Below are 14,519 nucleotides of genomic sequence, written 5' to 3'. Positions count from 1 at the left end.
ACAAGTACCCCGGCGGGCAGGGGTACTTGGGGGTTAGGGTAGTTTGGGCAAAAAGTAGGAAAGATTGGCAGAGGTACACGCTTTACAGCCAGAATTTTTTTTGCTCGTTTTCGGCGATCTGCATGTGCTCTTCGTGCGTTTTGAGGTTAAACTCCCGCATGATGTCGGCCACTTTCACCTCCGGGTCCATGCTCTCAATGATGGAAAACTCCTCCTCGTGGAGCGTATAGATGCGTACCTTTTGGCCGTACTTCTGCTGAATGGCCGGGAATTGCTGGTTGTACGGATAAGTGTGCAAAAATACCTTTTCCAAATTGATGGGCGCGCACACGCCCCAGCGGCTGTAGCTACCGCTCACGGCCAGTTCCTCGCCCGTCACGTCGCAGATCTTGGTGGTACCCTTGCGCGTGCTCGACACCACGGGGTACTTATTGAGCCAGGCCATGGTATTGACCATCTTGCCGCCCGCAAAGGCCGAGGTCCAGAACACCAGCTCGGCGCCCTTCTGGCGCAGGCGCCGCCAGCCGTCGGGCCACTCAATGTCAAAGCAGGTCTGGATGCCGATGGTACCGAAGTCGGTCTTGAAGACGGGCGGGTCGAGCGGGCCGGGCGAAATGCCCTTGTCCATCTCGCCGGTGGTGGGTCGGATCTTGTGGTACTTGCCAACGACCTGTCCCTGGCGGTCGATGACAAAGGCGGAATTGTAGTAGCGGCCGTTTTCCAGGGCGTAGACGCTGCAGATGACGTAGCAGCGGTGCTGTTTGGCAAATGCCTGGAAAGGACCGATGACCTTGCCGCTGCCATCTTCGGCGGTTTGGGTGATGGAGGGCCGTCCGCCCTTGACGCCCGCCACGTGAAACACCTCCGGCAGGCAGATGATGTCGGGCCGGAAGGGCAGGGCGTTTTCCATTTGTTTCAGCGCCGCCTGGATCACCTGCTCGCAGGAAGTACCTTCCATGTTGTGCTGGGTGAGGGTAGCTACCCACACCTGGCGGGCCGGATGAGGTACCTGGGGCTTTGGAAGTACCTCCGCCTGGGCCGAAAGTCCAGTCAAACCCAGCGTGGATACGCCCAGCGTGGTGGCTCCCAGCGTGGATACGCCCAGCGTGGATTTTTTCAGAAAGTCGCGTCGTGAATTTTGTGCCATGTTCAAGAATGCATTAACGTACAGGTACTTAATTGTAAATGACCCACCAGCGCGGTTCCACTTATTTGCCTTCAAGGTACCTCCTCAGTTCAGAAATAAAGGCCCATCATGTCCGGCTTTTTGCCCGAATCCAGCCAGAGCAGGCTCAGCGCCAGAATGCCCGTGCCGTCTACGGCGTCGTAGCGGTCTTCGCCGGGGTGGCTCCGGAACATATCCTGCGCCCAAAGTACCCGCACGGCTTCGTCGGCCACTTGCGTAGCCAGCGCTTTATACGAAGTACCCCCCAACTGCTCGTGGCAGCTCAGCAGAAAGTGGATCACGCGGCCGTACTGCTCGGCGTAGGCACCTTTGCCCTGGCGGGCGGGCATCTCCTCCCGAATCGTCGTCACCCAGCGGTCCACGGCCTGGCGGTACTGCTCTTTTTTGGTGTGTTTGTAAAGCATCAGGCAGCTTTCGGCCAGCGAAATGGGGTAGTTGTGGGTGGGGAACAGCGGCTCCCACACGTCGGCGTAGTTTTGGGGCTTGTAGGGGTAGTTGTCGGTGCGCCACACGGGTTTGCCGTCGGCCAGGTTCAACATGCCGTAGTAGCGTTGTTTCTTTTCGTCGAAGCTGTACTTGAGCCAGGCGGTCATGGCTTCGTCGGCCATACCTACCCACTTGGCGGCGTGGGCTTTGTCGGCCCATTCGGCGGATTTCAGTACGCAGGACGCCCAGAGGCCCGCTTCGGTGGTGGTGACGTCGCGGTCCCAGCGGTTGTGCATGGGGCTGATCGGAATGAGGCCCGTGGTGCGGTCGCGTTTATCAAAACTAAACACCGCGATGCGGTCGGCGGTCTGCTGGTACTTGGGGTCTTTGGTTTTGTCGTACAGCCAAGCCATGGTGTACACCAGAATACCCCCGGCCTCGATGAAGGCGTGGTCGCTTTTGCGGTCGGCGTGGCGGTTAAATTCGCCCGTTTCGGGATCGACGAGGTGGTTTTCGGTACTGACGATGAGCTGCTTTTTGATTACGTCCGGCGAAAGCTTCCAGAACACATCCCAGGCCGGTATGATGGGCCGCGCTTCGTGCAGATTTCCGCTTTCGGTCTTTAGATTAACGGCCACGGGCGTCGAGCCAAACTTCATGGTGCTGTCGCGGTAGGCGTCGTAGTAGTAGTGGTTGCCCCAGAGAAAAGTACCGTTGTCAGCTACGCAATGTTGGATGAATGCGTTGAGGTAGTTGGTGGCGGATTTTCGGTAAAAATCATCCTTCGTCAAGGCCGAGAGGTTCATGGCTGCCACGATGGAGGGCATGTCCCAGTAGAGCGTGGCTCCCTTGGGCGCGTCGACGTAGCGGTCCAGGTAGGCGCGCTGCGGGATGTGCTCCGGGCGGGTGGGGGCGGCGGGGTACTTGCCCGTTTTGGTGTCGAGGCTGGCCATCCAGAAGGCTGTCTTTTTGGGACCGTACTCGTCCAGGCCCTGGGTCAGTTGTTTTTTGTAATGCGCCACAACCTTGTCGGTATAGGTACCTGGCTTGGGAGCTGGAGTAGCGGTGCTGTCGGGATGGGCAGCCAGGGTACCAAAGGTACCCAGCGCCACCAGCAAAAGGGTGGATATAGGTCGGAGAAAGGAGGTACTTAAAAAGCAGTTGGGAAAAAGTAGCATAGCACGAAAGTTAACAACGATGAATTAGGTACCCCTATTTATAGATAGGAGTACCTAAGTGACAAAATCTACCCTACCTAAAATCACCAGCCGGGATTCTGCGGACCAAAGGACGGATTGGAGTTTAACTCGTTGGCCGATACCGGGAAGAGTAAAAACTTGGGGTTCCAGGCGGGCATGGTGGTGGGGTCCATCTGGCCGCCTTCCCACACGTTCAGCAGGGCGTTGTATTTGGGCAAGCCGGGAGGTATGGTTTTCACAAATTCGCCGAGCTGGTACTCCATCATGGTGCGTTTGTTGTCTTTGTAGCGCATCCGCACCAGGTCAAACCAGCGGTGACCTTCACCCACCAGCTCCAGGCCGCGCTCGTGGAAAATCTTCAGCCGGAATTCCTCCTTCGTCAGGCCCGTTTCCAGGTTGCGGGGTACTTGCCGCATCGTACCTTTAGCGTTGCGGGCTCTTTCCCGCAGCTTATTGAACGCCTCGTAGGCCGCGGCCGTGGGGCCATTCAGTTCGTTTTCGGCTTCGGCTTTGATCAGGTAGATCTCGGCCAGGCGCATGAAGAAGAAATCGTTCTCGTGGTTGCGGCTATCGAAGCCCTTGGGGTCGCGGTACTTATACAGGTACGGCTGTGCTTCAACCGACTCGGGAGCATCAATAGCCGATTTGACCAACGGGTACGCCAGCCGGTACACGCCCACCTGGTTTTGGTAGGGCCAGCGGGTCAGGAACGATACCTCGCCCCGGAAGTCGCCGGCAAAATCACCGGAGGTGTAGAAGTTGTAAAACCAGGGCTGCATCCGGTAGTTGGAGGCACCCCCACCCGCCGCGCCGGAGCCGGTCTGGCCGAAGAGCGTTTGAGGCAGCGCGAGGTTGGTAATTTCGGAGCCCTTGGAGCTGGCTCCGGCGGTGAGCGGGTCGCGGGTGAACCGCACACTCCAGATCACTTCCTGGTAGGCGGCGGTTTCTTTTTCTACGTCCCAGAGGTCGGCGTAGTTCGGGATGAGGCTGTACTCGCCCGACTGGATCACGCGGTTGGCCCAGCTGAGTGCTTGCGTGTAGTGCTCACGGGCTTTGGCGTTGTCGCCGCGCAGATCCAGCTGGTTGCCGTAGGTGAGGTGCGCCAGGGCCAGCAGGGCCTGGGCGGCACCTTTGGTCGCGTGGCCGCGCTCCATGGCCGGCATTTGGCTGTACGGAATACACAACTCTTCGGCCTTGGTGAAGTCGGCGAAAATCTGGGCGTACACTTCGTCGACGGTGTTGCGGGGAGCGTTGAAGACGGTGGTACCGCCGTTGGAGCCTTCCAGCCGCAGAGGTACTCCGCCGTGCAGCCGCACCAGCTCAAAGTACATCGCACCGCGCAGGAAAAGCAGCTCGCCCGTGACGCGCGCCTTGTAGGCTTCGTTCATGGGTACGGGCTCCATGTCTTCACGCAGCTTGTTGGCGTTGTTGATGACCTGGAAAAAGCCCGTCCAGGAGCTTACGAAGTTGCTGGTCGAGGACGAATACACCTTTTGCGAAAAAGCCGAGGAGGTAGTACCCGTGCCTACGATGTCGTCGGCTCCGGTGATGTAGAGGTTATTGACGGCGTTTTTGAACAAATTGGTACTGGACAAAAGGCTGTAGGTACCATTGAGTACATAGGGGACGTCTTCCTGGCTCTTGACGAAGGTCTCCGACATGGCCGTGTCGTAGATATTTTCCGTCAAGTCGCAGCTCGACAAAGAAGACAACAGGAGCGCTGCGGTGAGTATTTTAGAGGTTCTTTTCATGATTGCGCGTTAGGTTCTTTTTCGTGACTTAAAATCCTACGTTAAAGCCGGCAGAGTACACTTTCATTTGGGGAATGCTGCCGTAATCTACGCCAGGGGTCATGGCGTTGCCACCCTTGCCACTGATCTCGGGGTCGTAGCCTTTGTAGTTGGTGAACGTGAGCAGGTTGGTACCCGTGGCAAACACCCGGAACGAGCGGACGAACTTGAGCTTCTGCACCGGAATGTTGTAGCCAATGGTGATGTTTTTCAACCGAACGAACGAGCCGTCCTCCACGATAAAATCGGTGAAACGGCCCTGGAAGGGGTACCCGAAGGTGGTGGGCTTGGCGTAGGTATTGCTGGTGCCGGGGCCGGTCCAGCGGTTGTCCCAGGCTTCCTGCCGCACGTTGTTGGACGATACCCGATTCATGGCGTCGAGCTGGTGGCGGTTGAGGTTGATGATGTCCTGCCCCACACTACCCTGGAATAGTACCGAGAGCGTCAGGTTTTTCCAGGAGAAATTGTTGGTTAACCCAAAGATGTAGTCGGGATAAGGATTCCCGATGACGGTGCGGTCGTCGGCCGTAATCTGTCCGTCAGGTACCCCGTTGGGGCCGCCCAGGTCGGCGTACTTGTAGTCGCCGGGGGTAGGACGAGCCGGATCCGAAGGGCCCGCGGTGATCTCCTCCTGGGTTTGGTACACGCCGATGATCCGGTAGCCAAAGTAGGAACCGATGGGGTAGCCGGGCAGGGCAATGTGCAGCGGCTGCGACAGGTTATTAACGCCAAAGGTAGAGCCCGTCATGCGGGGTAGTTCGCCCAGGTGAATGACCTTGTTGCGGTTGAAGGAAATATTACCGGATGCGTCCCAGCGGAACAGACCGCGGAAGATGCGTCCCTCCAGCTCAAACTCCAAACCTTTGTTTTCGATCTCACCCACGTTGGTGGCGTAGGTCGTGAAGCCCGTCGAAGGCGGGATCTGCAGGTTCAGCAGCAGGTCGGTCGTGCGTTTTTTGTAGTAATCAAAACCCAGCCGGAGGCGGTGATCAAAAAGGGAGATGTCGGCCCCGAGGTTGGATTGGGCAGTACGCTCCCAGCCCAGGCTGTTGTTGGCCATGCTGGCCTGCGTATAGCCTACCACGATGCTTTGATCGGCCACGGCCGAAACCGTGTTGAGACGGGCGTTGGTAGAACCTACCCCAATGGATTGGTTGCCGGACATCCCGTAGCTGGCCCGAATCTTGAACTCCGAGATCTGGGTCAGCCCCTTCATGAAGTTTTCGTTGTGGATATTCCAGCCCACCGCTACAGAAGGGAAGAAGCTCCACTTGCTACCGGGAGCCAGGCGCGTCGAGCCGTCGGTCCGGCCGGTGAAGGTGACCAGGTACTTGTTGTCGAAGCTGTAGTTAACCCGGCCCAGCCACGAGGCCAGCGCCCACTGCTGGGTGTTGGTAGCGGGTTTTTCGATGGTGTTGCCGCTCTGGAGGTCGTGGTAGGTGAGGTTATCGTTGGGGAACTGCCGCACCGTGATCCCCAGCCCGCGAGCGGTCCACTCCTGCCAGGTAAAGCCCCCCACGGCGTTGACGCGGTGGCGGTCGGTGATGTCTTTGTTGTAGCTTAGGGTGTACTCGGTCAGGTAATTAAAAGCGCCCGACACGCCCTGGTAGGCCTGGCCACCGTTTTGAGTACCGTAGTAAGTACCCCGCGGGGAGTAGGTTTGGCGCAGGGTCTGGCGGTCGTTGACTCCCGTGTTGAGCCGGAATTTGAGCCCATCCGCGATTTCGTATTCGGCGTACAGGTTGAGCAGCACGGTGCGGTCGCGGTTGTCGTCTTCCGAGAGCGTAATGAGCGTAGCCGGGTTGCCGATCAGCGCCAGGTCCAGCTCTTCGTCGTCGGTGTAGGGCTTGTCGAGCGGACGGCTAAAAATCGCCCCTGCTACCACCGAGCCGGAGATATTTCCGTTGCTGGTCGACTGCGGCACGGAGGTTGTTTTGCTCATGGCCCCGTTGAAGTTGAGCCCTACTTTTAGGCGTTTGTTGACCTGGCGGTCCAGGTTGGCCCGGACCGTTCCGCGGTTGAAGCCCGAATTGGTGATAATGCCTTCCTGCGACAGGTAGTTGGCCGCAATCATGTACCGCAGCCGCTCGTCCCCGCCCGACACCGACACCTGGTGCATCTGGGTTTTGGAAGTACGGTAAATGACATCCTGCCAGTTGAAGTTATCGCCGCGGCTGTTGGCCAGCGCCAGGTAGTTGAAGACCGAGTCGCGGCCGCTGTTGAGGTAGGCCTCGTTGGAGTAGGCCATGTAGTCTTCGGTATTCAGGACGCCGATCTTGCGGGGGAGCTGCGACAGGTCGTAGCGGAAGTTGTACTCAATGCGCTCCTTGCCGGCTTGGCCGCGCTTGGTCGTGATCAGTACCACGCCGTTGGCACCGCGTGAGCCGTAAATGGCCGTGGCCGAGGCGTCCTTCAGGATCTCCACCGACTCGATGTCGTTGGGGTTGAGGTTGGCCAGGGCGTTGTTGCCGGGCGTATCCGAAAACCCGTCCCGGTTGCCCAGGTTAGGCCGGGTCGAGCCACTTTCGACGGGGTACCCGTCAATCACCACCAACGGCTCGTTGGAGCCCGTGACGGAGTTAGCACCCCGTACCAGAAAGGAAATCCCCCCGCCGGGCGCGCCGGTGTTCTGCGTGATCTGCACGCCTGATACCCGTCCTTGCAGCATTTGCTCTACGGACGTAACGGGTAGCTCGTTGGTGCCGTCCATTTTGAGCTGCGCCACCGAGCCGGTGAGGTCGCTTTTCCGCACCGAGCCGTAGCCTACCACCACGACCTCTTCCAGGGCGTTGTCGCTGGGGAGCAGCGAAATAGCCAGGGTTGTTTGGCTACCCACGGTCATCTCTTTGCTTTGGTAGCCCACAAAACTAAACACAAGTACCGAGCTCGAGCCGGGAACGCTCAACTCAAACTCCCCATCGGCGTTGGAGGTGGTGCCGCGCTGGGTACCTTTCACCACCACGCTCACACCCGGCAGGCTTGCTCCGGCTTCATCCGTGATCCGGCCCTTGACGGTTTGTTCCAGCACGGGTTGCGGCGACTCCCTCCGGAGCAAATTACCCAGCGAGTGGCTTTTTTCGGCTTCCTGCCGGGCAAAGTCGTCGGCCGGGCGGTTGCTCAGCGGTTGGGTGTCAATGCTGGAAATTTTCTTGGCTGGCTGGCTCTCAACGATCAGGTAGGTACCGTTTTTTACTTTTTTATACTCCAAGCCCGTGGCCTGAAGTACCCGGTCCAGATTTTTTTCCAGCTTCTCGCTAAAATCCAGCTGCTCGGGGGCTACGGTGATGCGCTCCACGGAGCCACCCTCAAAAAGAATGTCGACGCCGTAGCGGTTTTTCAGGGTCTTGAGCACATCCCGGAGCTGCTGCGGGGCGGTTGCAGCTTTGGCCTTTTCCTGCTGCCGCTGCACCATGGCGTAGGTCTGCGACCAGCAGGGCGGGGCCATCAGGGCCAGCCCCAAGCCCGACAATACCAGGACCGAAGTTTTAAGTAAGGTTTTTTTCATAGAGAAATAAAAAAAGTAGGTTTAGGAATTAAAGCGATGAATGGGTTTTGAGAAGCAGGGAATCTCCGCCCGGAGCGCCGTCGGGTACTACCTTTAAGTTGAATAATTCTGACACAATGGTGAGCAGCTCCTGGGCGTTGTCGGCCCGGAAGGAACCCACCAGGGTGCGGCGCGCCAGGGTTTCGTCTTCGATGCGTACGCGCAGGCCGTAGTTCTCGTAAAGTACCTGGGTGAATTCCTGCAGGCTGGTGTCGTCAAACTCGAAGCGGTGCTCTTTCCAGGCCGAGTGCTTTTGGGGCTGCTCGGTCACTTCCTGTTTGAGTTGGTGACGCTCGTCGATCGTCACCAGGTCGCCGGGTTTCATCATCACCTCCTTGCTGGTGGGGCCTTCCTGGTAGCGCAGTTGTACTTTTCCTTTGTTTAAAACAACCTTGGCTCCGCGCGGACGGGCAAATACCGTAAACTCCGTACCCAGCACCACCACGTCGAACTGCTTGTTGGTTTTGACAATAAACTTTTGGTTATCAGCTGTATGAGTTACTGAGAACTCCGCTTCGCCGTCCAGCACTACCTCCCGGGTACTTTTGCCGAAGCCGAAACGGGGTACGCGCAGCGAGGAGTTGGCGTTCAGTGTGACCCGGCTGCCGTCCGTGAGCTGGAAGCTCCGGGTTTCGCCGTAGGCGGTTTCGTAGGTTTGGTAGAGGAGCTTGGCTTGGTTATGCCAGCCAAAAATTCCCACGAAAACAACGATGGAGGCCGCTACTAACCAGGGTAACCAGCTCCGCCGGAGCTCTGGCACTTCCGGCTCGGTGGCCGGGGTGGAAGTGCCGGACTGCCCCCTCTGCATGTACTCCACGTACTTCTCCACCGGCTCATCCAGCTCGGGCAGGTACTGCGGGTACTGCTGCTCCCACTCGACCAGCCATTGGTAAAAGTGCTCCTGGTTGGTTTCATTCCGTAGCCATTCTTCGATGAGCCTTTTTTGCATCGGGGTACTTTGGCCTGAGAAATGGTTGAAAAGCATATGCTTGGTGACGCTTGGTTCCATGCGGGTAAGGGGTTGTTCTTGATTAGACAAAACAGCGGTATACCGGGCGGGGGTACTTAGAGAGAGAAAAGGATCAGTAATAGCCAGAGCCATTGGTCTTTAAGCCCCAGTTTAAGCACATTGAGCGCTTTCTGGACGTGGGTCTCTACCGTGCGCGGGGAGAGCTGTAGCTCCAGGGCGATGTCCTTGCACTTGCGGCCCTCAAACCGATTCATCAAAAAAACCTTTCGGCATTGCGGCGGCAGGGTTGCCACCAGCTCGTCGATTTTGTGGTAGAGCTCTTCCAGGCCCATCATCTGCTCGGGCGAGTCGGTAAGTGAGCCCTCCTGCTGGTGCGCAAACTCCAGAGGGTCAGCCTTTTTTAAGTCGTTGGCGAGGTAGTTGTACGCTCGGTTGCGGACCGAGCGAAAGAGGTAGGCGCGGTAGGAAGTATGTACGCCGAGGTAGGCCTGCGTATTCCAGAACGTATAGAAAAGGTCGCTCACCAGGTCTTCGGCCACTTCCCGCGAGTACACAAAGCGCACGGCGTGGGTACACATAGCCCGGTAGTACAGCCGGAAGAGGAGCTCGCAGCCTTTTTGGGCGTCGGCTTCAAAGGTTTTTCTTATAAAAAATTCGGGGTCCGTTTCGGAGGTACTTTGGGCTTGCTGGGGCTCGGTTCCGGGCTTTTGGGCCCGAAGTACCTGGGGCGGGAGGGGGGCACCTGGAGTATCCGACGGCTTTGTACTTATCATCCTGCTTCGATTTGGAATACTTGATCTTGAAACTATTCAACCCTTATATTCACCAGACAATTTTCAGGCAGCACCTACGTAGTGTCTTTGTAATTATTTTCAGAAAATTCATGAAAAATCGGCGCGGTGCGCCGTAAGGAGCTGGGCAGGTACTTGAAGGGTACTTGGGTGGGCGCAAAGGAAAGCCGCAAGTACCTGGGTAAAGTACCTGCTGGGCGCATAAAGTGGCCGATGAGAAGACGCCGGAATGGGAAAAGTACCCTGGTTATTTTTGTTCGGAGAAGAAATCATCCGCCGCCTTCCGGACGAAGGTACTTTGGCTCTTTTGTAGCTGACGAGCCGTCTGAAGTACCTGGTCGGACTGGGTAGGCGCGGCCTGAAGTACCTGGAGGATCTTCACGGCCAGCCACTCCTGTTGCGGGTCGAGGTCGTGGGCCAGGGCGCTGTACAGCGCGGGCTCGAAGCGCTGAATGGTTTTCAGGGCGGGAAGGATCTCTATTTTTTCGTTAATCACGGCCGCTTGGTAAATCGGCGCGAGCTGCGCCTGCAACCAGGCGTCGCTGAGGTCAGTGGCGGCCAGGGCTTTCAGGGCCGCGTGGCGGTAGGAAGGGTCGTCGCGGATGGTGAGGCCTTCCAGGATCAGCGCCTGGAGAGGGCGGGTTGGCTGGAGGGTACTTTGTCGGCTGGCATCCAGTAAGAAAGAACGGTACTTTTTTTGGTTACTTTGAATTAATTTATCCACTAAGTCCGACTCGTTGAGGTACTTGATGGTGAGCGGCACGAGCTGCTCCTTTTCGCCCACGTGTACCAGGTGCCAGAGCGTATGGGTGGTATACACGGCGTCGACGACGGCCTCAGCCGCAATTTCCTTTTTGGTCGCGCCCGAGACGCCGTCCACGCCCGCGGGTTTTTCGTCGGTAAGGTCGGCCAGGGCGTACTCCCGCAGGCTGGACCAGTCGTTGCTCAGCACGGCGATGAGCTTGTCGTAGTCTTGCGGGCCAAAGTTGCTGTGGTCGGTTTTGGTGAGGTGTTCGCGGTAGACTTCCAGGCCCAGGAAATCGCCGGTGCAGTACCAGTATAGGCCCACGTCCACGCGCTTGCACTCGCCGGTGAGGCATACCTCGGTGTCGACGCGCCGGTACCAGTACAGTATTCCCTGAGCGTCTTTGAGGGCTACCACGGGTACCTGCTCGTTTTCGTCGTCCCGGATGAAGTACTCGCCGGGCAGCGGCGTGAGCGAGAGGTTTTGCAGGGCATTACTCCGAAAAAAAACGGGGTCAGTACGCAAAAGAAGCGTACTGACAAGCCCGATCAATAGCCGCAGAAAATGGGAGTACATGGTGCAAACCCGCTTAGGGTACTTTCTTTATTCTATAAAATTAAACCTCCACCGCCTTGACGAGCTTCTGGGCCGGACGCGGGTAGGGTAGTTTGGCCACGTGCTTTTTCCAGGCCTCGGCGTCGTAGCCGTGGTTGGCCTGGGTCAGGGTACGTAGCTCGGCCGAAGCAAACTGTTTGAACGTATAATGAATATCGTTGAGGTAGTCGGCCAGCATGGCGTAGCCCGTTTTGGAGCCGCAGCGCGCCATAGCCGCCGCCAGAGCCAGCTCCAGATTGGCCCCGTAGACCCGCCAGCGTACCTGGTCGTAGTCCTGGGTGCGGTAGCCTTGGATGTTTTGGTCGGTCAGGAGCTTTTCAAAGGCCGGGATAAAAGCGGCATCAGGTACCCGCTCGGCGTAGAAGCAAAGGTTGAGGATGCGGTTGTAGAAGGGTACAAACTTGAGGTCGATGCGGCCGTTGTAGTAGTCGTTGGTGCGCTCGACAAACCCGCCGCCCGAGGCCGTATGCTCGATGATGTGCCGGATGGTAGCGTTGGGCTGGGCGCTACCCGCCATGGCCAGCAGCGCGATGTTCTGGTTGATGCGCCAGAAATGGCCCTCCAGCTGGTTTTTCTCCCGGCCCCGGATCGAGTCGTAGTCGTCGATGTAGCCACCGGGGTAGCCTTCGGCTTGCTCTTCGGCAAAAAGTTTGCGCAGCTCGTCCTCGATGAGCGTCACGCCGCGCGCGTCGCCAAACCAGGCCAGGGATTTAGCCAGCAGCAGCTTCCCAACGGGTTGGGTGGTTTTTTCAAATACCTCGGTCAATACCGGCAGGGCTTTTTCTTTCGGAATGCGGCTGCACTCGTAGAGGTACTCTTGCGCACCCTGGGCCAGCTGGTTCACCCGACGCCGGATTTCGGTAGCGTCACTGCGCAGATCACCCGCCTTCTTGTTGGCGTAGCTGGCGGGCAAGTACCCCTGCGCCACCCATTCTTTTTGCAGGCGAGATAAGTCGTACCGGCGGGGTTCGGTTTTGGTCCAGGCCAGGTCGGCGGCGATCTGGCCGGTCAGGTACCCCAGCACGATCAGGTCGGCGGTCATGCGCGTAAACTGCAGGGCGTTGTGGGTTTGGCTGTAGCCGCGGCCGGAGAGCAGCAGGCCGTCGAGGCGCTTGGGTACCAGGCAGCGGTAAGGTACCTCCACGGTGATGTCGTTGGAGTGGGGCAACAGAAAGCCACACTTGGTATACTCCGAACTACCGATGTTGTGCGGGTCGAAGTCGCTGCTGGCCAGGGCAATCACATCGGTGAAGTGGGTACCTTCGGCGCAGTCGATCAGGTCCAGCACGTGCATCCCTTCCACCCGCCGCGACTCCCGCACGGTCAGGAACGGGTGGAAGTCGTAGTGGTGGGCTTCGTAGTGCGAGAGGAACAGGCCCCGCTGCAGCTCGGTGATCTTGGTGATGTCGATGATGTCGTAGTCGCGGTTGGTGGCGGAGGGTAGTTTGCCCGGCGCACCCACGTCCCACTGGCTGTAGTTCTGGGTGTCGCCCAGGCGGGTACTTCCGATGCTGTACTCCGCCCCGGCAAAGGCCGCCACGTCGCCGTCGCCGGTGGCATCGATGGTCACGTGGCTCTGGATGAGCTCCAGCTGCCCGTGGCGACAGATCAGCACGCCGTTGACGCGGTTGCCATCCACGAGCGCGCCGCACAGAATGGCCCCCGCCCGAAACTGCCCGCCCGCCTCGCGCAAGCTCTGGAGGTGGTAGAGCTTCCGGCCGATCTTCTTGTTCATGTTGGCTTCAAACGCCACGCGTTCGGCCTCGTCGTTGTGCTTTTTGAAAAACAGGTTGTCCTTCACGCCGTGGTAGTAGCCCATCACGCCGCCCATGGTTTTGGTGCCGCCCAGGTTATTGAAATAATCCACCACGATGGTATTGGCTCCTTTTTCGGCCGCGCCCAGGGCCGCCATGGCCCCGGCCGTACCGCCACCGGCCACCAGTACCTGGCATTGCTCCTTGGCCTTAACTAGCTTCTCAAAGTCGAAAAGTACCCGCTGGAGCGGAACCGTGAGTCCCGGCTCGTCGAGGCCCGAAAGCTTCAGACTACTGACCGGGATGCTGGCACCGATGGTGAGTAAGGTTTTGGGCTTGGTACTTTTGGTGTATTGGAGCTTACCCACCAGTGCCTTGGCCGCTGCTTCCAGTTGTTGGAGGGCGTCGGGCGTAAGGGTACTTGTAACGCCGGGCAGTAGGTAATGTCCTTTCAGCTTCGTTTGGGGCAAAGATTCGTCGGCCAAGTACAGCGACGTTTCCAGCGCAAACTGGTTGATCTGGGCTTTGGCCAGGCTACGATCCACCTTTTTGAGCTCCCGACCCAGCCGGGCCGAAATCAGTTTGGCTTGGTGCTCGATCTCGTCCAGATTCTGAGACGGAACCGGGAATTCAAACTCCATGAACAGCTGGTCAGCCGAGCGCTTGCCCGGATGGAACAAGAGGCGGTTCTGGTGCAGCCCGAAGTCCTGGCCCACCTTTACCTCCCGCTGCTGCGGGTTGTCGGCCTTCATGACTTCCAGTACAAACCCCGCCCGCGCGATCTGGTAGGGCGCGCCCAGGAGCTGCCGACTAAACAGCAGGTTATCGGAGGCGTCGATGAAGCTGCGGCCCTTGATGCTGTACAAGCCGTGCTTACAAGCCACCAGTACGCCCTGCACGCTGTCGCTGTCGGTAAGGAGTCCGCAGACATCCGTCATGAGCAGCACATCTACTTGGTTGGTAAGTAGGTTGCGGAGCAATCCTTTGCGCACACTACCCGAAAAGAGAAGTACCTCGTCACCAAACTGGCTGGCCCCGTAGCCGCTGCCTCTGGCGTTTTGCAGCTCGGTTTTTTCCTCGGCGGGTAGAAGTACCTCCGCCAGTCCGGCGGGTAGTTTGGCCACGCCTTCGCCCTGCTTTCCGAGGCCCAACCACAGTTTTCCTTTACCGGCCAGGTCGTAGCCGGGGCTGGTGCGTTTATCAACGATAAGTACCTTTTTGCCCTGGCGCACGCCCTCGAGGGCCGCAAAGTACCCCGCCAGGCCCGCGCCGTTGATGATGAGGTCGTAGGTGTCGAAAGTACTTGGGCCCGAAAACTGCCGGTTGATGTCGCGCAGTGCCTGCGGGCTGATGAAGCCCGAGGCGGCCAACACGGCTCCGGTGGCGGGTATACTGAGGTTTAGGAATTCTCTTCGGTTCATGGGAATGTTGGATAGAGTAACTACTTACTAATTAAAATGACTTTGCGTGCTCAAACTACCCTTGGCAGAAAGCAATCG

Annotated in this window: 9 protein-coding genes; all 9 read right to left on the bottom strand. The window is 58.3% G+C overall.

What is annotated here, in order from left to right; genetic code table 11:
- Positions 1-82: 82 nt before the first annotated feature.
- On the bottom strand, positions 83-1,147 hold the full coding sequence (locus HNQ92_RS22260) for a nitrilase-related carbon-nitrogen hydrolase (protein WP_184177478.1): 1,065 nt from the start codon (positions 1,145-1,147) through the stop codon (positions 83-85).
- Between the two features lie 89 nt (positions 1,148-1,236).
- Positions 1,237-2,790, bottom strand: a complete 1,554-nt coding sequence (locus HNQ92_RS22255) for a hypothetical protein (RefSeq protein ID WP_184177476.1) — start codon at positions 2,788-2,790, stop codon at positions 1,237-1,239.
- Between the two features lie 83 nt (positions 2,791-2,873).
- Complete coding sequence (locus HNQ92_RS22250) at positions 2,874-4,562, bottom strand: RagB/SusD family nutrient uptake outer membrane protein (protein ID WP_184177474.1); 1,689 nt, start codon at positions 4,560-4,562, stop codon at positions 2,874-2,876.
- A 28-nt stretch (positions 4,563-4,590) separates the two neighbouring features.
- Positions 4,591-8,106, bottom strand: a complete 3,516-nt coding sequence (locus tag HNQ92_RS22245; RefSeq protein ID WP_184177472.1) for a SusC/RagA family TonB-linked outer membrane protein — start codon at positions 8,104-8,106, stop codon at positions 4,591-4,593.
- A gap of 28 nt (positions 8,107-8,134) precedes the next feature.
- Entirely contained in the window at positions 8,135-9,154 is a 1,020-nt protein-coding gene (locus HNQ92_RS22240) for a FecR family protein (RefSeq protein WP_184177470.1), read from the bottom strand.
- Positions 9,155-9,210: 56 nt separating this feature from the next.
- Positions 9,211-9,888, bottom strand: coding sequence for an RNA polymerase sigma-70 factor (locus HNQ92_RS22235; protein WP_184177468.1), 678 nt, complete (start codon positions 9,886-9,888; stop codon positions 9,211-9,213).
- 108 nt (positions 9,889-9,996) lie between these two features.
- The gene (locus HNQ92_RS22230) at positions 9,997-10,179 is read right to left on the bottom strand and encodes a hypothetical protein (protein ID WP_184177465.1); all 183 of its coding nucleotides are present in this window, start codon (positions 10,177-10,179) and stop codon (positions 9,997-9,999) included.
- Complete coding sequence (locus tag HNQ92_RS22225; protein WP_184177463.1) at positions 10,154-11,227, bottom strand: hypothetical protein; 1,074 nt, start codon at positions 11,225-11,227, stop codon at positions 10,154-10,156. Before HNQ92_RS22225 ends, HNQ92_RS22230 begins: the two co-directional genes overlap by 26 nt.
- Positions 11,228-11,267: 40 nt before the next feature.
- Positions 11,268-14,441, bottom strand: coding sequence for an FAD-dependent oxidoreductase (locus HNQ92_RS22220; protein WP_184177461.1), 3,174 nt, complete (start codon positions 14,439-14,441; stop codon positions 11,268-11,270).
- Between the last annotated feature and the right edge of the window lie 78 nt (positions 14,442-14,519).

This window comes from Rhabdobacter roseus, assembly GCF_014202275.1.
GTDB classification, from domain to species: domain Bacteria; phylum Bacteroidota; class Bacteroidia; order Cytophagales; family Spirosomataceae; genus Rhabdobacter; species Rhabdobacter roseus.
This window is presented reverse-complemented; position numbering and strand designations above follow the sequence as displayed.

Excerpts from the sequence above, each read along its gene's own strand:
- HNQ92_RS22245 (WP_184177472.1), bottom strand. The coding sequence starts at position 8,106 with ATGAAAAAAACCTTACTTAAAACTTCGGTCCTGGTATTGTCGGGCTTG.
- HNQ92_RS22235 (WP_184177468.1), bottom strand. The coding sequence starts at position 9,888 with ATGATAAGTACAAAGCCGTCGGATACTCCAGGTGCCCCCCTCCCGCCC.
- HNQ92_RS22225 (WP_184177463.1), bottom strand. The coding sequence starts at position 11,227 with ATGTACTCCCATTTTCTGCGGCTATTGATCGGGCTTGTCAGTACGCTT.
- HNQ92_RS22260 (WP_184177478.1), bottom strand. The coding sequence starts at position 1,147 with ATGGCACAAAATTCACGACGCGACTTTCTGAAAAAATCCACGCTGGGC.
- HNQ92_RS22220 (WP_184177461.1), bottom strand. The coding sequence starts at position 14,441 with ATGAACCGAAGAGAATTCCTAAACCTCAGTATACCCGCCACCGGAGCC.
- HNQ92_RS22240 (WP_184177470.1), bottom strand. The coding sequence starts at position 9,154 with ATGGAACCAAGCGTCACCAAGCATATGCTTTTCAACCATTTCTCAGGC.
- HNQ92_RS22250 (WP_184177474.1), bottom strand. The coding sequence starts at position 4,562 with ATGAAAAGAACCTCTAAAATACTCACCGCAGCGCTCCTGTTGTCTTCT.
- HNQ92_RS22230 (WP_184177465.1), bottom strand. The coding sequence starts at position 10,179 with ATGATTTCTTCTCCGAACAAAAATAACCAGGGTACTTTTCCCATTCCG.
- HNQ92_RS22255 (WP_184177476.1), bottom strand. The coding sequence starts at position 2,790 with ATGCTACTTTTTCCCAACTGCTTTTTAAGTACCTCCTTTCTCCGACCT.